The organism is Streptomyces sp. NPDC012474, from assembly GCF_042955185.1.
Classification (GTDB): domain Bacteria; phylum Actinomycetota; class Actinomycetes; order Streptomycetales; family Streptomycetaceae; genus Streptomyces; species Streptomyces cahuitamycinicus.
This window is the reverse complement of the sequence record NZ_JBIBEP010000002.1, coordinates 535680-555199: the sequence shown is the minus strand read 5'-3', so window position 1 is coordinate 555199 and position 19520 is coordinate 535680. Positions and strand designations below refer to the sequence as shown.

21 protein-coding genes, 1 tRNA gene and 2 pseudogenes are annotated in these 19520 nt (G+C 71.5%); 10 read left to right on the top strand and 14 right to left on the bottom strand.

The window, feature by feature from the left end; translation table 11 throughout:
* Positions 1–990, bottom strand: a pseudogene (locus ACFY9S_RS07375) (hypothetical protein); the annotation flags it as partial.
* A 446-nt stretch (positions 991–1436) separates the two neighbouring features.
* Between ACFY9S_RS07375 and ACFY9S_RS07370 the strand changes: the two are divergent.
* The 3 genes and pseudogenes from ACFY9S_RS07370 (at position 1437) to ACFY9S_RS07360 (ending at position 2991) form a co-directional block, all read left to right on the top strand.
* Positions 1437–1850, top strand: coding sequence for a hypothetical protein (locus ACFY9S_RS07370; RefSeq protein ID WP_391123976.1), 414 nt, complete (start codon positions 1437–1439; stop codon positions 1848–1850).
* Positions 1851–1937: 87 nt separating this feature from the next.
* On the top strand, positions 1938–2153 hold the full coding sequence (locus ACFY9S_RS07365) for a 4Fe-4S domain-containing protein (protein ID WP_391123974.1): 216 nt from the start codon (positions 1938–1940) through the stop codon (positions 2151–2153).
* Between the two features lie 9 nt (positions 2154–2162).
* Positions 2163–2991: pseudogene (locus ACFY9S_RS07360) on the top strand (PIG-L deacetylase family protein).
* Between the two features lie 9 nt (positions 2992–3000).
* On the opposite strand, the gene ACFY9S_RS07355 reads toward ACFY9S_RS07360, so the two are convergent.
* The 3 genes from ACFY9S_RS07355 to ACFY9S_RS07345 all read right to left on the bottom strand — a co-directional run bounded on the left by ACFY9S_RS07355 (position 3001) and on the right by ACFY9S_RS07345 (position 5253).
* Positions 3001–3381: a hypothetical protein gene (locus tag ACFY9S_RS07355; protein WP_391123973.1), complete on the bottom strand. Its 381-nt coding sequence runs from the start codon at positions 3379–3381 to the stop codon at positions 3001–3003.
* Positions 3382–3512: 131 nt separating this feature from the next.
* Entirely contained in the window at positions 3513–3776 is a 264-nt protein-coding gene (locus tag ACFY9S_RS07350; RefSeq protein WP_391123971.1) for a hypothetical protein, read from the bottom strand.
* Positions 3777–4422: 646 nt separating this feature from the next.
* A complete protein-coding gene (locus tag ACFY9S_RS07345; protein ID WP_391123969.1) occupies positions 4423–5253 on the bottom strand; it encodes a ribonuclease BN in 831 nt (276 codons plus the stop codon).
* A gap of 161 nt (positions 5254–5414) precedes the next feature.
* On the opposite strand from ACFY9S_RS07345, the gene ACFY9S_RS07340 reads away from it, so the two are divergent.
* Both ACFY9S_RS07340 and ACFY9S_RS07335 read left to right on the top strand, forming a co-directional pair.
* Positions 5415–5771: a PRC-barrel domain-containing protein gene (locus ACFY9S_RS07340; RefSeq protein WP_391123967.1), complete on the top strand. Its 357-nt coding sequence runs from the start codon at positions 5415–5417 to the stop codon at positions 5769–5771.
* Between the two features lie 37 nt (positions 5772–5808).
* Positions 5809–5979 (top strand): hypothetical protein, encoded by a 171-nt coding sequence (locus ACFY9S_RS07335; protein WP_391123965.1) that lies wholly within the window; start codon positions 5809–5811, stop codon positions 5977–5979.
* 34 nt (positions 5980–6013) lie between these two features.
* Here ACFY9S_RS07335 and amaP read toward each other — a convergent pair whose 3' ends face one another.
* The 8 genes from amaP to ACFY9S_RS07295 form a co-directional block, all read right to left on the bottom strand.
* Positions 6014–6607 carry an alkaline shock response membrane anchor protein AmaP gene (amaP, locus tag ACFY9S_RS07330; protein WP_391123963.1) on the bottom strand — a complete coding sequence of 198 codons (594 nt, stop codon included), beginning with the start codon at positions 6605–6607 and terminating at the stop codon, positions 6014–6016.
* 11 nt (positions 6608–6618) lie between these two features.
* The gene (locus tag ACFY9S_RS07325; RefSeq protein ID WP_391123961.1) at positions 6619–7311 is read right to left on the bottom strand and encodes a DUF6286 domain-containing protein; all 693 of its coding nucleotides are present in this window, start codon (positions 7309–7311) and stop codon (positions 6619–6621) included.
* Positions 7308–7751 (bottom strand): Asp23/Gls24 family envelope stress response protein, encoded by a 444-nt coding sequence (locus ACFY9S_RS07320; protein WP_391123960.1) that lies wholly within the window; start codon positions 7749–7751, stop codon positions 7308–7310. The genes ACFY9S_RS07325 and ACFY9S_RS07320 overlap by 4 nt, the downstream gene beginning before the upstream one ends.
* Positions 7748–7975, bottom strand: a complete 228-nt coding sequence (locus ACFY9S_RS07315) for a hypothetical protein (protein WP_388318736.1) — start codon at positions 7973–7975, stop codon at positions 7748–7750. The genes ACFY9S_RS07320 and ACFY9S_RS07315 overlap by 4 nt, the downstream gene beginning before the upstream one ends.
* A 38-nt stretch (positions 7976–8013) precedes the next feature.
* A complete protein-coding gene (locus tag ACFY9S_RS07310) occupies positions 8014–8445 on the bottom strand; it encodes an Asp23/Gls24 family envelope stress response protein (protein ID WP_391123958.1) in 432 nt (143 codons plus the stop codon).
* A gap of 661 nt (positions 8446–9106) precedes the next feature.
* Entirely contained in the window at positions 9107–9427 is a 321-nt protein-coding gene (locus ACFY9S_RS07305; RefSeq protein WP_391123956.1) for a hypothetical protein, read from the bottom strand.
* A 219-nt stretch (positions 9428–9646) separates the two neighbouring features.
* Positions 9647–9733, bottom strand: a tRNA-Ser gene (locus ACFY9S_RS07300).
* 63 nt (positions 9734–9796) lie between these two features.
* Entirely contained in the window at positions 9797–11248 is a 1452-nt protein-coding gene (locus ACFY9S_RS07295) for a trypsin-like peptidase domain-containing protein (protein ID WP_391123954.1), read from the bottom strand.
* A 288-nt stretch (positions 11249–11536) separates the two neighbouring features.
* On the opposite strand from ACFY9S_RS07295, the gene ACFY9S_RS07290 reads away from it, so the two are divergent.
* The 3 genes from ACFY9S_RS07290 to ACFY9S_RS07280 all read left to right on the top strand — a co-directional run bounded on the left by ACFY9S_RS07290 (position 11537) and on the right by ACFY9S_RS07280 (position 14280).
* Positions 11537–12364, top strand: coding sequence for a glycerophosphodiester phosphodiesterase family protein (locus ACFY9S_RS07290; RefSeq protein ID WP_391123952.1), 828 nt, complete (start codon positions 11537–11539; stop codon positions 12362–12364).
* A gap of 170 nt (positions 12365–12534) precedes the next feature.
* Positions 12535–13182 (top strand): ATP-binding protein, encoded by a 648-nt coding sequence (locus ACFY9S_RS07285; protein ID WP_391123951.1) that lies wholly within the window; start codon positions 12535–12537, stop codon positions 13180–13182.
* 108 nt (positions 13183–13290) lie between these two features.
* On the top strand, positions 13291–14280 hold the full coding sequence (locus tag ACFY9S_RS07280; RefSeq protein ID WP_391123949.1) for a DUF5926 family protein: 990 nt from the start codon (positions 13291–13293) through the stop codon (positions 14278–14280).
* 253 nt (positions 14281–14533) lie between these two features.
* Here ACFY9S_RS07280 and ACFY9S_RS07275 read toward each other — a convergent pair whose 3' ends face one another.
* Both ACFY9S_RS07275 and ACFY9S_RS07270 read right to left on the bottom strand, forming a co-directional pair.
* Positions 14534–15181, bottom strand: coding sequence for a hypothetical protein (locus ACFY9S_RS07275; protein ID WP_391123947.1), 648 nt, complete (start codon positions 15179–15181; stop codon positions 14534–14536).
* 55 nt (positions 15182–15236) lie between these two features.
* The gene (locus ACFY9S_RS07270) at positions 15237–15902 is read right to left on the bottom strand and encodes a bifunctional DNA primase/polymerase (protein WP_391123945.1); all 666 of its coding nucleotides are present in this window, start codon (positions 15900–15902) and stop codon (positions 15237–15239) included.
* A 505-nt stretch (positions 15903–16407) separates the two neighbouring features.
* Between ACFY9S_RS07270 and ACFY9S_RS07265 the strand changes: the two genes are divergently transcribed.
* Positions 16408–17922 (top strand): SpoIIE family protein phosphatase, encoded by a 1515-nt coding sequence (locus ACFY9S_RS07265; RefSeq protein WP_391124259.1) that lies wholly within the window; start codon positions 16408–16410, stop codon positions 17920–17922.
* Positions 17923–18004: 82 nt separating this feature from the next.
* Entirely contained in the window at positions 18005–19462 is a 1458-nt protein-coding gene (locus ACFY9S_RS07260; RefSeq protein WP_391123943.1) for an aminopeptidase P N-terminal domain-containing protein, read from the top strand.
* Positions 19463–19520: the final 58 nt, after the last annotated feature.

Below are 19520 nucleotides of genomic sequence, written 5' to 3'. Positions count from 1 at the left end.
CAGTCGAAGGCTCCCCGTGAGGCGGAGCCGGTCCCCCGGGAGCCGGTGGAGGGCGGGGAGTCGAAGGCTCCCCGTGAGGCGGAGCCGGTCCCCCGGGAGCCGGTGGAGGGCGGGGAGTCGAAGGCTCCCCGTGAGGCGGAGCCGGTCCCCCGGGGAGCCGGTGGAGGGCGGGGAGTCGGGGACTCGACGGGAAGCGGAGCCGGTTCCGGTCGCCTCCGGCCGGGGCGGGGCCTCCCCGGGCGGGGCCAGGGCCGACACGACGGGTGCCAGCTCGGGAACGCAGCGGCCCAGCTCCGTCAGCGGGTCACCCCCTGGCACGAGCTGCACGACCTGCCGCGCCCGGCCGCCGCTGCCGTCGCCGTCGTTACCGCCCGGCGCACCGTCCCGCAGGGCGGGCACCAGACCGGCGTTCAGCAGCGAGGACTTCCCCGCCCCCGACGCGCCCACGAGCATGACCAGGCCGCCCGTCCCCACGGCGGCCCCGAGCTGGGTGACGAGCGCGTCCGTGCTCCGCTCCCGGCCGAAGAACCACCGGGCGTCCTCCCGGCGATAGGAGGCCAGCCCGCGGTACGGGCACACCCCGCCGGGCGCGGACCCGGCCCCGTCCGCAGACCGCTCCCCGGACGCGGACGCCGCGGACTCCGCGGGCCGTTCACCGACCGGGTCGGCCACCGCGCGTTCCCACAGCCGCTGCCACTGGCCGAGGTCGTACAGGCCGGGGGAGACCGGCGTGGGTCGCGAGCGCCGCGCCTCGGGGATCAGCACCTGCAGCACGGCCGCGAGAGCGGGGAACTGAGCCGGTACGTTCCGGGCCCGCCGCCAGTCGCTGATGCGCTGGGCGGACACGCGCACGGGCCGCCCGCGTTCGTCGACCCGCTGGAGCCGGACGACCGCTTCGGACACACGTTTGAGAGGAGGGTTGCCAGCTTCCTTGTACAGCAGTGCGAGGCGTTCCGCGAAGGCGGTGCGTGCCCCCGAGTCGGAACTCAAGGCCTCAGCTCCTTACTTCCACGCCTGGACGTCCGGACCGGAAAGCTCACTTTATATGGCTGACCTGCGGTAATGCCCTCCGTCGGCCACCGGAGACTCCTCCCCGGTGGCCGAAAATGGCAGGATCCGGACGCGACAGCGGGCTCATCCGGTCAGCTGCCGTCCGAGCCGGACGACCACAGCCCCACCGTTCGGTACCGGTCCCCACGAGGGGAGGGACCGGTGCCGGACGACGTGGTGATCCTCCCCGGCGGACCCCGCCCCGCAACCCCGGCGGACCGTTCGATTCGCCCTGACGGACCGAGCTCTCGGCGGACCCTGGATACCTGACGGCCCGTCAGCTATGGTCGCCCTGCCGTACCGCTTCGGAGCGATGTACAGGGGTGAGCGCAGTGGAGTCACGTCCCGAGAGCCCACGACCGCAGGGTGCTCCACGCTGGGTCGCGATGTTCTACCGGCCGGCCGCGGGCTCCTGGCATACGGCAGCGCAGTCGCCCCACCGCTCGCCCGTGCTGTACGCCCTCGGCGAGATGACCCGGGCCGTGCGGGCCCGGGGCGACGAGGTGACGGTGGCCCTGTGGGGGCCCAAGGACGGCGCGTGGCACCGGTTCGACACCGCGCCGCAGCAGACCCCCGGGCACCGGCCGGACCCTGAACCCTCCCCCGGCGAACCGGCCACACTGGCGGAACGGATGACCGGCCGCCGCCACCAGGTCCTCATGGCCGGCCTGACCAAGGCGGGCCTCTACGACCTCTCCCCCGAGGACGACACCACCGTCCAGGCCCTGGTCGAACGGCTCGACGAGGCCGCCGTACGCCGGGTCGCCCACTGGCTGACGACCGCCGGGGGCGCGCGGTAGCCGGCCGGTTCAGCCGACGGCGTGCTGGGCAGGCAGACTCCCGACGGCCATCGGCTCCCGACGCCGTCAGGAGGGGGACGAAACGGCATGAAGGTCTCTGTCGACCGCGATCTCTGCTACGGCTCCGCCGAGTGCGCCCACCGGGCACCGGCTGTCTTCGAGTTCGTCGACGGCTTCGGCGTCGTCCGCCCGGGTCGCGAGCAGGCGGGCGAGGACCCGGAGATCCTGGAGGCGGTGGAGAAGTGCCCGAGCCAGGCCATCAGCATCACCGAGTCACCGCGCTCGGCATCGGACCTGCCGTAGCGAGGGCCGATGCCGGCGCCGAGCCTTCTCGCGGTCTTCGTCCCACCCCGATGACGAGTCCCTGTCGGCGGGCGGCGTCCTCGCCCGCAACACCGCGGCGGGCGCGCGCACGGCCGTCGTGACGACGACCTGGTCGGCGGACGCCCCGCGCGCCGCCGAACTGGCCGAGGCGCTCCGCATCCTGGGCGCCGGCCCGCCGCGCATGCTGGGCTACGCCGACTCCCGCGTCCCGCGCTCGGCGCGCAGCAGCAGGGCGGCGCCGGGGGCCGCGTCCGGGAGGCGGACCGCCCCCAGCCCGGGCAGGACGACTCCCGAACCCGGACAGGCCGCGCTGGTGCGACGCCCCGCTGGACGAGGCGGTGGGGGAACTGGTCGCGCACCTGCGCGACCTCCGCCCGGAGACCGTCGTCACCCACGACGCGTACGGCGGCCTGACCGGCCACGAGGACCACGTGCACACCCACCGGGTGACCACGCGCGGTCCACGCCGCCGGCCTGGAACGCCTCTTCCCGGACGCCGGAGATCCGTGGCAGCCGAGCGCCCTGCACCTGGCCACGCACCCGCACTCGGCCCTGGGGGCGGGGGGAGGGGCACTTGGCCCCCACGGGCAAAGCGATGCGCACGGTCCCCGACGAACGGGTCAGCGCCACCGTCGACGTCACCCCATGGCTGGACCGGAAGACCGCGGCGGTCCTGGCCCACCGCACGGAGGTGGCACGGGGAGCCGCTCCGGGCCTGATCGCCGCGCTCCCCGCGCCCGAACGCGAGCGGCTGCGCGGCACGGAGTGGTACACCTGCCACGACCTGACACCGACGGCGCCTCCACCACCAGGGTGATCGTGGTGCTCAGTCCTCAGCCGGCCGGCCGCCCAGCTCCAGGACGAGGTGATAGCCACCGGCCAGGTCGATACCGGTCCGCTCGCGCAGCAGTTTGACCGCGGCGATCTGCTGGCCGTCGTCGAGCAGAGCGGTCAGCTCCTCGACCAGCCCGGCGTCGAGTCGACGCAGGGCGGCCAGCGCCTGGGCGTTGCTCGTGGGCAACGCGTGCCCCCCGGCCAGCAGTTCCACGGCCTCCCGGGCCGGGCCCCGCTTCAGCCAGGAGCCCCTGCGCAACCGCCGCACGGCCTTGCCCGTACGCCCGTCCGCGGCCAGCACCCTCGCCTCGTCCTGGGCATCCCGCCCGACGGGGGTGATGAGCGCGGCCGTGCGCGCCTTGGTGTTGGTCATGACACTCCTGCGTGGTGGGGTCTCAAGGCTGAAGACGATGGAGAGCCGGTCGCCGCCGCCCCATGCGGAAGGGATGCCTCTCAGCTCGGCGAGGTCGCTCCGCCCCAGCTCAAACGAGGGGAGGCGCCCTGTCAACCGGCAGCGAGTGAGGAGAAGTACGCCGCCCCGCCTCCCAGGACGACCAACTGCACGACGCCCGGGATACGCCACCCCAGGGCGAGGAGCCCACCGCCCGTGAGCACTGCGCCGCCGCCCAGCAGCCACGCCGCCGTCGACGCCGCCTGCGACGCACCCGTCGGAACGACACCGTCGCTCTCGTAGCCGTCCGCCCATCCCGCCATCCCGTAGCCGTACACCATCCAGGCGATGACCACGAAGTCGATGACGAGCAGCACGCCACAAACCCCCAGCTGCCCGCCGGATGATGGGTCACTCGCCTGTCTCAAGGCCTCTGCCGTTCCGCCATCGGGTGATGATCTGCTGAGTACATGCGGTCAGCATGGCGTTCCGGCGGGCACGGCACATGAGCACAGATACTCAGACGCGCCGCGCAGCCACGACGGACATGAGACGCCTTGGAAGCACAGAACCAGCGAGCGATTGCTCAGGCTCAGGCGACAGAGGCCTGTCAGGAGCTCATTGAGGCACGTCAGGCCCTCGACCTACGCGGGTTCGGCGCAGACCTCCTTGACCTCGATCAAGCTCAGCAGCGGGCACGTTCGATGCTGGACCATGAGCGAGAAGCGGTCACGGCTGCGGCGTCGGAACTCGGTGCGCCACCCCGGCTAAGTGACATGCGTGGTCGGGCCTACGGCGCGCAGCACACGGCCTTCCCCCCAGGTCCCTTCGGAGGCCCGCTTGGGGGCAACCCCGAAGGTATTTGTCTGACACAACCCCGAACAAGTCGGCCGCACTGGTTCTCAGCCTGGTCCAACAGACCGCCGATCAAGCGTCAGCAGAGGCCAGGGCAGAGGCGAACAGGATCGTTGCTGATGCACGCAAAGAGGCCAGGAGGACGGTTGGGTGTGACCCTGATACCCGTCACCTGCGCCGTTTCAGCGCCAGTGCCATGCGTAGAAATTCCTCGTACAGCAGTCGGCCGACCAGCGCCCCGCCGAAGACCACGACGCCCACGCCGACCAGCCAGGACTCGATGACCAGGACGGTTCCGACGGGCCCGTAGCTGACGGCGTTGGATGCGATCAACGGCGAGAAGACGAGCCTGGAGAAGACTCTCAGGCCGAGCAGCCCGATCACGGTGGCCACAGCGCCGGGCAGCAGGGCACGCCAGCGGACCCTCCCGCCGAGCAGCAGGCGCTGGGACCACCACAGGAACAGGACGGCACTCAGCGACGCGACGGCCCCACCGGCCAGAGGTCCGCGCAGCAGCGTGGTGGCGGAGACGTAGAGGTATCCGGTGAGGACACCGAGCCACACCACATGCCGCCACCTGGCCCACCAGCGAGCCGGCGGCAGGCCCCAGACCTTCTCATAGCCGGTCTGCACCGCCGCCCCGAACGTCAGGCCGAACACGGCGAGAGCGGCGATACCGAACGCGGTCGTGGTCCGCAGGGCCTGGCCGGGCCGGATGAACAACTGCTCGACCTGCCGCCTGGAAGCCGTCGAGACGCCCAGCCCTTCCCCCAGCCACTGCGCGAACCCCCGCCCGTGCTCGGCGTCGGCAGCGGAGACGATGATCAGCAGCGGTACCAGCGTGAGGAGCCCCAGCGCCGCGAAGCCCAGCGAACGCGACCACAGCTCGGTATCCCTGCTCCGCCTCCATCCCCGCCCGACTGGCGAACGGCTGATCACGCGGTGCAGCCGCCCGAACCGAGACGAACGGTCCGCGTCACCGGAAGGCTTTATCGACATGCCTGCCGACTACCACGTTCGAAACCCTTGCCACGCGAGGGCGCGACGCGACGAATCGCGGATAGCCTGAACAAACAATGGGCCACCGAGGTTCAGCAGGCTGTGACTGCCCGCAGGGGCGGCTCGAACCGGCCCCGGATCAACGGCTCAGGAGGCACGCCATGATCCGTTCAGCCGATATCCGCGAGTGGCGCAACCGCAGCGTCGTCGACCCGAAGGGCCACAAGATCGGCGTGCTCGAAGCGGTCTACGTGGACACCACCACCGACGAACCGGCCATGGCCACGGTCCGCACCGGACTCCCCACCCGCCACCACCTGGCCTTCGTCCCCCTCGACGAGGCGATCCTCGGGCCCGGCTACGTCAAGGTCTCCTACGCCAAGACGCTGGTGAAGAAGGCGCCCTCGCTCGGCATGGACGACGTCCTGCCCGCCGAGTCAGAGGAAGCGATCTTCCAGCACTACGACATGCCCTACCGGACGGGAGCAGGCGGCGAGCGGCAACTCGCGCGCCGCTGACGCCCGCGCTCATCCACCCTTGGGAGGCGTACGCGTCATGGCCTTCTTGCTGCTTCTCGTTCTGGTCGCCGTCGTGCTGGGAATCATCGGAGTGGCGGCCGAGGGGCTGAGCTACTTGTTGATCATCGGCATCGCGATTCTCGTGGCCGCACTGGCCCTCATCGCCGTCCGCTGGTCCCAGCGCACCGGTCGGCGCCCCATCCGATAACACCGTCAGCCCCCCACGTCCCCTTGGCCCGTAGTCAGGCGACGCGGTCGGCACCGTGGCGGGCTTCCCGGAGTCTGACCTTCGACGGGAGGCGGTCCAGGCCGGCCGAGTCCCGCGCGTGTACGAGCGTTTCCCGGGTCAGTTGCCCCAGAATCCGCGCCGGGTCCGTGTGAGGCTCCAGCAGCAGCCGCACACGTGCGGCCGGAGCAGTACGTCGGCCTGTCAGCCGTACATGCGCGCGCGACACCCCGTTCAGGGCCTGCGCCTCTTCCTCGATGACGTCCTCCAGCGTGCGGCCGTCGAGTCGGGCCGCTGCGCCGTCTTCGCTGTCCACGAGAACCTGGCTCAGGCGGTGCCTGCGCTGTGCGAGGAGCCACCACAGCAGCAGGGCCAGCAGCACGGCGAGCACCGCGATCACGGTCGGCCACCACCAGCCCTCGTCCCGCCACCGGGTGCGTCCCCCGGCGCCCAGGATCACATCGTCCGGCCCGCGGAAGGGCCACCAGCCCGGCACGCCGAAACCCCAGTGGCGTTGCAGATCCAGCCCGCCCAGCAGCACGGCGCCGCCCAGGGCGAACAGCCCAAGGCCGAGTAGCCCCAGCAGCACCCGGTTCACTGGCTTGAGCATCCGGACTCACCTCAGCCCTTCTTCGGGCGCCGGACCTGCACGGTCAGCGCGGGTTGCCGGGCGAGACCCAAGGACGTCACGGCTTCCCCCAGCGTGGCGCCCAGGTCCGCGCGGACCTCCCCTGGATCGCGGAAATGTGCGTCTGCCCGGGCTTTGACCTTCCGGCGGCCGACAGCGACCCGCGCCGACTGGACACCGGGCACCTGCACGGCCCGGTCGCGCAGAACCAGGGCGACCGCGCGGCGGTCGACCCCGGCGCGGACCTCCTCCGCCCCGGGGCTACCGGTGGGTTGCCGCATGGGCAGCAGCCCGCGCAGACCCGGCGTCACCGCCAGCAGGAAAAGCCACAGGCCGAAGGCCATCGCCACCGCGGCCCCGACGATCATCCAGATGTCATCCAGGGGCCGTGTGGCCAGTTCCTCGGCGAGCCGACGCCGCCAGCGCATCGCGGGTCCGCCTGCCCGCACCGAGACCACGTCATACAGGAACAGGCCAGTGGCTGCGACGGACAACAGGGCAACCAAGGCCGCGGGGACCCGCCGAGCAGACCAGAAGCGGCGCGCCGACCGGCGCGATGACGCGCCGACCGATGCCGTCGAGCCCGTGCCCGCCCTAGGGGTGCCGTCGGCGGACGGAGTTGCCTTTCCGGGATCGGAGGAAAGGTCGCTGTCACCGGTCGGCTGCCGCCAGGTGTTCGCGCTCATCTCACCCTCGCCTGGTCCGTGTGCCGCGCATGCTCCGAGTGCAGTTTCCCGACCGACACCGAGAAGTCGGACACCTCCATTCCGGCCCATGTCCTGAGCCGCTCGGTAACCTCCCGGCGCACTGCGGCGCACTGCGCCCCGATGTCGGACGGATAGCCGAGCTCGACGGTGATGCGCATACCCACCTCGCCGATGACCTGCCGTCCGGCGGTGGACTCGTCGTCTCCTCCGGCGGTATGCCGCTCCGGTGCCCGCCGCACGGATGTGGCCACGTGTGGCGTCCGGTGGCCGGGCGGTACGTGGCCGGCCGACTCGGTGAACCGGCTCAGTGCCTCGCGCGCCACGTGGGAAGCGATCTTCGCGACGACCCGGTCGGCGACGGTGATCGCACCGCGCTCCCCGCGGGGAATGCCCGGGCGCCGGTCGGCTTCGCCGGTCACTGCCGCCAGTCTCCCCGAGCCCGTCGCCGGTCATCGCGGATCCGCTCCTGCCGGTCTCGCCGACGGACGAAGTCACCCGGTTCGAGGTCACCTTCCATGAACCGCCCGGCCACGAGACCGACAATGCCCAGCCCGAGCACCAGCAGGAAAGCCCAGAAGTTGCCGAAATACGCGGCGAAACCCAGCGCCATCCCGGCCATCAAGCCCACCACGGCCCTGCTCATCACGCGCTCCTTCACTCATGCGGGCTGCTCCGCCCCGGCTACTGGACCCGCTGCCGCTCTTCGCCTTCGTCCTCCTCGTCGGGCAGCCTCACATCGCTGACCATGATGTTGACTTCCACGACGTCCCGACCCGCCATCCGCTCCACCGCGGAGATCACGTTCTCCCGCACCGCGCCGGCCACGTCCGTGATCGAGACGCCGTAATCGACGACGATCTCCAGATCGATGGCCGCCTGCAGCTCTCCGACCTCGACGCTGACCCCGCGCGTGGCGGATTTGCCGCTGCCGGCGCCGGGCATCCGCTCCCGCATGGATCCCATCGAGCGGGCGAATCCGCTGCCCAGGGCATGAACGCCGCGCACGTCCCGCGCCGCCATTCCGGCGATCTTCTCCACCACCACATCGGCGATGGCCGTCCGGCCGCGAGACTCGGGCGCACCACTGTGCCTCAGGCCGGTGTTCTCAGTCATAGGGATATTCCTCCCTCAAGAAGCCCACCTGGCACCATTTATTCAGATTATATTCATATTAGGACGTTTTGACCGAGGTGGATCGTGGCGAGGTGCTCAACGGATGGCCGAGCGTCCCCGGCCGGAGTCCTCGCAGACGCTCCGGGTTCAGTGCGGCAGAACCGTGGCCATAGGAGAAGAGGGTGAGAAGCCGGTGACCGAGGCATGGACGCCGGCCGTACGGCACCAGCTCGACCTGAGCCGGCTGCTTCCACTCGGCGGGCCCGATGACGGGACATGGATCACCGAGCAAGCAGCCGTACGGGCCCTCAGACGTGCTGCAGCCGACATTCCCGGCGTTCGGCTGGAGTCTGTGCGCATCGGGGCGGCACCGCTCGAGGCCGTGTCCGAGCCTGCTGTCCGTCCGCCGGCCGGCGCGCTACCGCCCGGCCCGCTCAGGATCGAAGCCGCACTCACAGCATCCCCGGGGCAGCCGTTGCCCGAGTCCGCCGAACAGTTGAGGAGCGCACTGCTCAAAGCGGCCACTGACCGGCTAGGCCTGGCCACCCTGACAGCTGACCTGCTCGTCACGGATCTCCATGACGGCTCGGGGACAGGCGTGCAGTCGCGGACCGCAGCGAGGGCCACGAGGCCCGTGCCGGAAGCTGCAGCCGCGCGAAGTTCACCCCCGGTGGCCGGTACGGGATTCCTGTGGGGACACGTCGGTGAGTTGGCGGACGTCGCGGCGGCTGTTCCGGGCGTCGCTCGCCTCGCCCCCGTGCTGGGAAGCCGCCCGATCAAGGTGGAGCACCATGACGATCCACCCAGCCGCCACATCGAGGTCCAACTCGCGGTCCTCCGCGGACACCATCCACTCGAAGTCGCTCGCGCCGTCCGGGTCGCCGTAGCCGACGCAGCCACAACTGACACCCCGGGCCCGGTCACCGCCGCCGTCCTCATCACAGAGACCGCGGCATAGCCGGCCAGACGTCAGGTTGCTCAAGAGGGCTATGGAGCATGGCCCTCGTCTGAATCGTCAACGTGATGGTTCCGCGTCAGGAGCGGACTACCTGCAAGCAGCGCTGTCCCACAGGCCAGAGCTGGTCCACACGCACTGATCGACAACGCGACACAGCCGGATCAAGGTGAGACAGAGCCCATGCAGAAGGGGTGCCCCTCAGCGAGAAGCACCCCTTCTGACCTGCAACATCTATGACCTGCGCGGAGGCGGTGGGATTTGAACCCACGGTGACATCGCTGCCACGACGGTTTTCAAGACCGTTCCCTTCGGCCGCTCGGGCACGCCTCCCCGCGCCGACCGTGATCGGCGGCGCGGGGACAAGGGTAGCGGGTCGGTGCGGGCGGGTGGGGGTCAGTTGTCGCCGACGCGGGATCCCAGGGTGACCTCGGTCGTACGCTGCTTGCCGCCGCGCTCGTAGGTGATCGTGACCTTGTCGCCGGGCTGGTGGGTCCAGATCTCGCCGATCAGGGTGGGGCCGGAGTCGATGACCCGGTCGTCGAGCTTGATGATGACGTCGCCGGGCTTGAGGCCCGCCTTCGCGGCCGGGCCGCCCGGCTCGACCGGTGCCGCGCCGCCCGCGCCCTGGTCGGTGATCTGCGCGCCGTCGGAGCTGTCGTCCAGGGAGACGGACGCGCCGATCTTCGCGTACACCGGCTTGCCGTTCTTGATCAGCTCCTGCGCGACGTACTTCGCCTGGTTGATCGGGATGGCGAAGCCCAGACCGATCGAGCCCGACTGGCCGGTGCCGAAGCCGCCGTTGCCGGTCGACTGGATCGCGGAGTTGATGCCGATGACGTTGCCCCGAGCGTCCAGCAGCGGACCGCCGGAGTTGCCCGGGTTGATCGAGGCGTCGGTCTGCAGGGCGCTCATGTACGACGCCTGGCTGCCGCTGCCGTCGCTGGAGGCCACCGGGCGGTTCTTGGCGCTGATGATGCCCGTCGTCACCGTGTCGGACAGGCCGAACGGGGCGCCGATCGCGATGGTCGAGTCGCCGACGGCCACCTTGTCCGAGTCGCCGAGGGTGAGCGGCTTCAGGTCGGAGGGGGCGTCCTTGAGCTTGATGACCGCCACGTCGTAGCCCTGCGCGTGACCGACCACCTCGGCGTCGTACTTCTTGCCGCTCGGGAACGTCGCCGTCAGCTTGCCGCCGTCCACCGCGTCCGCCACCACGTGGTTGTTGGTGACGATGTGGCCCTGCTTGTCGAAGACGAAGCCCGTGCCGGTACCGCCCTCGCCGCTGGTGCTCTCGGCCTGGATGGTGACCGTGCTCGGCAGCGCCTTGGCGGCGACGCCCGCGGTCGTGCCCGGGTCGCGCTTGACGTCACCGCCGTTCGCGGAAGCCGAGACCGTCGTGGAACCGGTGCTCTCGTCGTTGTCCTTCGCCAGCACGTAGCCGAGCCCGCCGCCCAGGCCGCCCGCGACCAGCGCGGCCACCAGGACCGCGGCTACCAGACCGCCGCGTCCGCGGCCGGACTTCGGCGCCGGCTGCTGGTACGACGAACCCCAGCCGCCCGGACCGGACCCGGAACCGCCGTCGCCGTAGGGGGCGGTCGGCGGCGGGGGCGGGGGCCAGGACGGGTCGGGGGCGGAAGAGGAGGCGCCGGGGTGACCGGCGTCGCCGGAGGCACCCTGCCCCAGGGCGTCCTGCCCGTACGGCCCTTGAGGGGCCTGCCCTTGGGCGTCCTGCCCGTACGGCCCCTGGGGGGCCTGTGCCTGGGGCGCCGGAGCAGCGGGAGCGTCCACCGGCACGGGGGGTGCGGACGGGGCGGGGGGTACCGCGGTGCCCTCGTTCTCGGTGCTCACAGCTTTTCTCCTAGATCCACGGCTGTTGTCCGGGTCGCACTCGGTCACGCTTTTTCACACCGGTCGACGGGTCCGGCGCGATGGAGCTGTGCTTGTCCCTTTGTATGCCGTCAGCTTTTCCCACCGGCCGTCAGAGCACCATAAGCGGTGGCTGTGCGTCCGAGGCCATTCTTTATATAGGTCATTACTGGCGAAAAGGATGCAATCCCTATGCCTCCGTCCGGACCTGCGCATCCGTCGAGTCCGTCCGACCGGACGCGTACCCGCACTCGGTGGCACCATGACGCGGTGACCCACGCACGACAGCACGTGATTCAAGTCGTCGCCCACCGCGGGGCCTCCGAGGATGCCCCGGAACACACCCTGGCCGCGTACACCAAGGCGATCGAGGACGGCGCGGACGCCCTCGAATGCGATGTGCGCCTCACCGCCGACGGCCACCTGGTGTGCGTACACGACCGCCGGATCAACCGTACGTCCAACGGCCGCGGTGCGGTCTCCGCGCTGGAGCTGGCCGACCTCGCCGCCCTGGACTTCGGTTCCTGGAAGAGGGGTGAGGCCTGGAAGGGACGCGACGAGGAACCCGACTGGGAGCACCGCCCGGAGGACCGCGAGGCGACCTCCGTCCTCACCCTGGAGCGGCTGCTGGAACTCGTCGCCGACGCCGGGCGCCGCGTGGAACTGGCCATCGAGACCAAGCACCCCACCCGCTGGGCGGGGCAGGTCGAGGACCGGCTGCTGGTCCTGCTGAAGCGGTTCGGTCTCGAGGCCCCCGCCTCCGCGGAGGAGTCCCAGGTGCGGGTCATGAGCTTCTCGGCCCGTTCGCTGCACCGCGTGCGTGCCGCCTCCCCGACGCTTCCGACGGTCTATCTGACGCAGTTCCTCACCCCCCGGCTGCGCGACGGACGGCTGCCCCCCGGCGTGCGGATCGCGGGCCCCTCGCTCCGGATCGTGCGCAACCACCCCACATACATCGAGCGCCTGAAGCAGTCCGGGCACCAGGTGCACGTGTGGACCGTGAACGAGCCCTCGGACGTGGATCTCTGCGTAGCGCTGGGCGTCGACGCCATCATCACCAACCGCCCGCGCGCGGTCCTGGACCAGCTCGGCCGCTGACGCTCCACGTCGGCGCCGCCAACCTCTCAAGTCACACCAGACCCACGCACACCTCTTGACCTCATGCCCCGACGAACGGGATCCTCCCATCTCGGCCACACCGATGGTTTCCGGCCAGGTGGTGACAGGGAGTGCTCCGGCGCGTTCGATCCGTGACCTGGCTGTGGTGAATGCGTCATGGGACGTGGGTTGGCCGGTTTCCGGTACAGGCCAATGGGGCATCCACACCGTGGCGTGGGGCGAAGGAGGTCTCGGGGGTGGCGTTGGTGGTGGCACAGGAGGTGCCCACGTCGTCGAGCATGGCCGTACCCCATGGCCCTGCGGGCGTGGGGGAAGCGAGACACCGGATGCGTACGCAGTTGCGCGGAGGGGGAGTCGCGGAATCGGTCGTCGACGACGCCGTACTGATCCTTTCCGAACTCCTGAGCAACGCGTGCAAGCACGGCAGGCCCCTGGGCGACGCGCTGTCCGGTGACGGTGACGTCCGTGCCGCCTGGCGCGTGGACCCGGCCGGCCGGCTCATCGTCGAGGTCACGGACGGCGGCGGCCCGACCCGCCCCGCCCCCGCGACCCCGTCGGTCACGGCGCACGGCGGCCGCGGGCTGAACATCATCACCGCGCTCGCCGACGACTGGGGTGTGCGCGACGACATCCGCGGCGAGGTCACCGTGTGGGTCATCGTCCACGCGGACGTCCACGACCCGGACGCCGGCCACCGCCGCGACGACTTCGCGACGCGTGTCGCCGCCCCCGCGGTCTCCCGGATACCCGGGCTGGATTTCGCGGACGCCTTCGACGCCTTCGACGACATGGACTGAGCGCCTGCGCCGCGCTGGAGAGGGCGTTGTCCACAGGGCACGTGGCCCGCGGCACGAACGGCTAGGCTCGCGACCGTACGAGACGAGCCGTAACCGGGAGACCCATCGATGGCCAAGAAGCGACCGCAGACGAAGGCCAAGCGCCCGCAGACCACGGGCGGGGCCCGCACCGCAGGTGTTGATGGAGACGTTCCGGTCGTGGGCGCCCGTGAGCCCTGCCCCTGCGGCAGCGGCCGCCGCTACAAGGCCTGTCACGGCCGGGCCGCCTCACACGCGGCGACCGAGCTGGTGCACCGCCCCTTCGAGGGCCTGCCCGGCGAATGCGACTGGGTGGCCCTGCGCGAACTGGTCCCGGCTGCCACGGTCGAGCTGACCCTCAAGGACGGCCTGCCCGAGGGCGTCCCCTCGGTCACGCTCGCCACGGTCCTGCCGATGGCCTGGCCCGCCCTGCGCCGCGACGACGGCTCGGTCCTGATCGGACTGCAGAACGACACCTCCTCCGGGGACATCAGCCGTGACCTCGCCGACACGCTCCAGCGCGCCATGGAAGCCCCGCCCGGCACGCCCGTCCAGGGCCGCCGCGCTCCGGCCGACAGCCCGCGGCTGCAGGACCTGCTCGACCCCGAGGGCACGTTCGAGCCAGAAGTGCACAGCGGCTTCGAGTTCTGGGTCCCGGATTCGGAGAACGCCACGCCCGACGTGACCGCCTCCCTTGAGCGGGCCAACGCCGCGGCCATCCCGACCGTCAAGCTCCAGGGTGTGGACGCCGCGTACTGGTGCGAGACGCCGGAGAAGAACCATCTGCGGTGGGTCATGCCGCACGCCGAGGAACTGCTTCTGGACGCCCTCGCGCGACTGCACGCAGCGGGCCGCTCCAGCCTCGGCGAAGGGACCCGCCTCGTGGGCTCCTTCCGCGCTCACGGGCTCACGGTGCCGGTCTGGGACCTGCCGAGCGGGGTCACGGCCGAGGACGTGGAGAAGCCCGCGGCAGAGTTCGCCGAGCGCCTCGCCGCCGCCCTGGCGACGGAAGCGCCGCTCACCGCGGAGGAGCGCCGCGCCCGCGGCGGCCTCACCAACCGGCAGGTCACGCTCAGCTGACACCGGCCCCCGGCGCCCGCCCGGCCGGTCCACCGGCCGGCCGGGCCGTCGCGTCCGGGAGGGCACAACTCCCGGCGCGGACAAGCCAGTCGGTGACCGGAAAGGCGAGTTCGAATTTGCGAACCGCCGATCTCTTGTTACCGTTCCTGTAGCCCGGTTGCTGGTGCATCCCCCGTCGCCAGCAACCGGGTCTTTTTCGTCCCGGCTTCCGTTCACGGAACGCAGCCGATCCTCAACTACCCGTTCTCGCGGGTTAGTTGCTCCCCGAGCGCAGCAGCAGCGGGCCCCGCCCGCCCCGCTCGGCGAACTCCGCGACAGCCGTGTACGCCGCCGGATTCCCGCGTGTGGGCTCCCGGGGCGTCTCACACGTCCCCGGCTCGTCCTCCGCCCTCACGGCGCACGTCATCCGCACGCTCCGGTCGTCAGGACCCATCAGGCTCAGCAGGGCGTCCAGCGCCTTGCCCGTCGCATTGCGGTAGTAGGTCCGCGCCCAGGTCTCGGCACCCTGCGTCACCACACAGGTCTGCGCCTCGATGCCGTCGGGCGAGGAGAGTCCGGGGCCGCAGCGCACGGCGGTCGACAGGCCCTGGTCGAGTACGGGGTGGCCGAGCTTGGGGCGGCCGAGGACGGGCGCCCCGGGCGCCTTGCCGCCGGCGCGCGGAGAGGACACCCCGGGCGCCTTGCCGTCGGCATGCGGAGAGGAACGCAGGGCACCGGAACCGGACGCACGGACATCGGCATCCACCGATCCCACAGCGCCCTTGGGCCCCGTGGACCCCACAGGCCCCGCGGACGCCACGGCCAGTGGCAGTGCGGCCGCGCACGCCGCCACGACGCCCGCGAGGGCGAACAGTCTGGTCTTTCGGGGTTCCCGGGAGCGGCCCCGGGCATGACGCCGCATGGTTCCGGAACTTAACGCGCCGGGACGGGCGCCGGGCCCGGCGCGCCCGACAGCCCTAGAACTCGGGCGCGCTCACACCCGTACGAGTGAGGGCCTCGACCACGGCGTCCACGACGGCCTCGACATCGGGCAGCCACGGCGAGGCCGAACCAGGCAGCGGCGCGCGCTCCCAGCGGATCTCGCCCTGGCCCGTCTCGGACGGGGGCAGGGCCAGGTAGCCGCCCTCGCTGTGGAAGCGGAGGGAGCCGGGGACGAAGTCCTTGGCGTAGAGCAGTTCGCCGAGCTGCTCCATGGAGTACGGCTTGACGAGGATCGCCCAGCGGGCGGGGGAGGCGACGACCGGGCCGAGCCGCATGCCCATCTGGTCGAGCGCCTTGAGGGCGCGGGCGGCCGGCAGGGCCGGCAGCGAGACCGCGCAGGGGGCGAGGCCGCCGGTGGCCAGGACGATCGGCGCCGTCGGCCGGTTGCCCCACCACCAGCGCACCATGCGCTCGTCGGTCGTGGCCGCGAGGACGCCGGGGTCGAAGGGGTGGGCGCCGGGCACCGTGCAGTCGGGGTCGGGGCAGCTGCAGCGGGAGTGCCCCTGCGGGTCCGCCGCCACGCCCGGGAGTACGGGCCACTGCCATTCCGTCGCGTAGGTCAGGGCCGCGCCGATCAGCTCAGGCCTCCCGTCGCTGCGCTGGGACAGGAGCCTGCGACGCCTTCCGAGGATCTCGCGCATGAGCGCTCGTTCCTTTCCGTTGCACGCCTTGGCAACACTGTGGTCCACATCACATTATGTGTCGATCACTTCACTGTGCGTACCTGTTGGCGCATCACACCCCTGCCGGGAGCAGGGGGAACCCCTATGGGTCGAGCTTGGGGCTGCCTCCGCGGCCGTCCCGCCCATACTGCGTCTGTCGAAAGCACGGGCGTGGCGTAGGGGTGGCGAAGTATGGCGTTTGCCGTCGCGCGTATTTCTCTCCGCCTCCGCCACGGGAGGATGGGGCACGGTCGTCGGTGGATAGGACGCCCGGTACCGTCACCAGGTTCCGGGTGGTTCCCAACCACCCCTGGCCTTCACCGAGTACGTACCCATCACGACCGTTGTGACGCTCCGTCGAGCAAGCCCAGTCGACCGCAATAAGCCGTCCCCTGAGGCAGTTTTAGGCCAACTTTGCATTTCCGCAAGGGGAAGGGGAGTTGTTCTCTCGGTCCTCATGGACACCAGGAATCCCAGCAGGACAATGCTGGACATCTCCTCACGAGTGCGTGTACATGTGGAGACACTGCTAGCGACGCAGAATGACATGGGGGTTTGCGATGCTTTTGAGCAGTACGTGCCGGTTGGAAGGCCGGACGCCATGAACGCTCCGCACCCTCCGAAAGTGGCTGGAATCGATTCAACGGTTCCAGCGCCCGCACACACTGTCGCGCCCGTCGCGGCGGGGGCCCCCGCGGCCGCTCCCGCGAACCCCCCGCCCCCTCCCGGCGCGGTCCTCCAGGACCGCCTGGCCGGCTGGGTCTCCGACCTCACCACCCTGCACGAACTCACCGAACGCCTGGCCCGCACGGCCGTGCTCGACGCAGCGCTCGAGGAACTGCTGCGGGCCGGCGCCGCCCTGGTGGGTGCCCGGCGCGGCCTCGTCGTCCTGGAACCGGGCGACGGACTCGGCCCGGACACCACCATCGGCCTGGGCCTCGCCCGCGCCGACCTCGGCCACCTCGAGACGGTGCCGCGCAGCGCCCTGTCCTACGGCCGGATCCTCGACGGGCTGCCGGGCGGCGAGGGCGGCATCGCCGAACCGGACCTGTTCGCCGTGGAGGGGCTCGATCCCCGCCACCGCGAGGTCGCGGCCCGCCTCGGCTACGCCGCCAGCTACGCCCTTCCCTTGACCACCGACACCGCCGGCCGCCTCGGCGTCGCCGTGTGGCTCTACGACGAACCCGCCGAACCGGGCGAGCGGCAGCGCCACCTCGCCGGCCTCTACGCGCGGTACGCAGCCGAGCACCTGGCCCGCCTCCTCGAACTGGAACGCACCCGCACGTCCATGGCCACGATGTCGGACGAGCTGCTGCCCGCGCGGCTGCCCCGGGTCGCCGGCGTCCAGCTCGCCGCCCGGCACCGCACCGGCCCGCGCGGCGGCGGCGACTGGTACGACGCCCTGCCGCTGCCCGACGCGGCCCTCGGCCTCGCGGTCGGGTCCGTCACCGGGTCGGGCCCGAGCGCGGTCGCGGCGATGGGGCGGCTGCGGGCGTCGCTGCGCGCCTACGCCGTGATGGAAGGGGAGGACCCGGTAGCCGTCCTGTCCGACCTGGAGCTGCTGCTGCGGCTGACCGAACCGGCCCGCTCGGCCACGGCCCTGTTCGGCTACTGCGAACCGGCCGCGCGCAAGATCACGCTGGCCGGGGCGGGGCACAGCCCGCCGTTGCTGATCGGACAGCGCCGCACCGAGTTCGTGGAGACGTCCGTCTCGGCCCCGCTGGGCATGCTCGCCTGCTGGGAGGCGCCCAGCGTGGAGATCCTCGCCGAACCCGGAGAGACGGTTCTGCTCTACACCGACGGCCTGCTGCACCGCACGGGCGAGGCCACCGACCGCGCCTTCGCCCGGCTGCACGCGGCCGCCGCCGGTGTGCCCCGAGCCCTGCGCGGCGACCCCGGCGCGATCGCCGACCACGTCCTGCGGAGCGTCCTGCCGGACGGACTGGACGCGGCGGCGGGTGCGGAGGACGTCGTCCTGCTGGCGGTCCGGTTCGAATAACGCTCCTCGTCACCGCCCCGGGGCCGCTTCCGCGCCGCCGTAGAGTGGACGGTGGTCCAGTGCCGTACCGAGGAGGATGACCGTGGCCGAGGAGCTCACACCGGCGACCCCGGACGAGAGCGAAGAGCCGATCAAGCAGCGGAAGAACGGACTGTACCCGGGCGTGTCCGACGAGCTGGCCGAGAACATGAAGAGCGGCTGGGCCGACACCGAGCTGCGCGACCTGCGGCCCATCCCCCAGGCCGCGGAGACCGCGGCCCGGCGGGCCGCGCTCTCCGCGCGCTTCCCGGGCGAGCGTCTGGTGATCCCCGCGGGCAACCTGAAGACCCGCTCGAACGACACCGAGTACACTTTCCGCGCGTCCGTCGAGTACGCCTACCTCACCGGCAACCAGACAGAGGACGGCGTCCTGGTCCTGGAGCCCACGGCCGAGGGCCACGAGCCGACGATCTACCTCCTGCCGCGCTCCGACCGCGCCAACGGCGAGTTCTGGCTGGACGGCCAGGGCGAGCTGTGGGTCGGCCGCCGCCACTCCCTCACCGAGGCCGGGACGCTGTACGGCATCCCCGCCTCCGACGTGCGCGAGCTGGCCGGCGCCCTGCGCGAGGCCACCGGGCCGGTGCGGGTCGTGCGCGGCTACGACGCCGGCATCGAGGCGGCCCTGACCGACAAGGTCACCGCCGAGCGCGACGAGGAGCTGCGGGTCTTCCTGTCCGAGGCCCGCCTGGTCAAGGACGAGTTCGAGATCGGCGAGCTGCAGAAGGCGGTCGACTCGACCGTGCGCGGCTTCGAGGACGTGGTGAAGGTCCTCGACAAGGCCGAGGCGACCTCCGAGCGGTACATCGAGGGCACGTTCTTCCTCCGTGCGCGGGTGGAGGGCAACGACGTCGGCTACGGCACGATCGCCGCCGCCGGGCCGCACGCCTGCACGCTGCACTGGGTGCGCAATGACGGGGCCGTGCGCTCGGGTGAGCTGCTGCTGCTCGACGCGGGTGTGGAGACGCACACGTACTACACGGCCGACGTGACGCGCACCCTGCCGGTCAACGGGCGGTTCGACGAGATCCAGCGCAAGATCTACGACGCCGTCTACGAGGCCCAGGAGGCCGGGATCGCGGCGGTGAGGCCGGGCGCGAAGTACCGCGACTTCCACGACGCCGCCCAGCGGGTGCTGGCCGAGAGGCTCGTCGAATGGGGGCTCGTCGAGGGGCCGGTGGAGCGGGTGCTGGAGCTCGGGCTGCAGCGGCGCTGGACGCTGCACGGGACCGGGCACATGCTCGGTATGGACGTGCACGACTGTGCCGCGGCGCGGGTCGAGGCGTACGTCGACGGCACGCTGGAGCCGGGGATGTGCCTGACCGTCGAGCCCGGGTTGTACTTCCAGGCCGATGACCTGACGGTGCCGGAGGAGTACCGGGGCATCGGTGTGCGGATCGAGGACGACATCCTCGTGACGGACGACGGGAACCGGAATCTGAGTGCGGCGCTGCCCCGGCGGTCCGACGAGGTCGAGGCGTGGATGGCGGCCGTCAAGGGCTGAGTGTCGTCCGCGGGTGCGTGGGGGCTGGTCGCGCCCTGGCGGCGGAGCCGCACCGTGA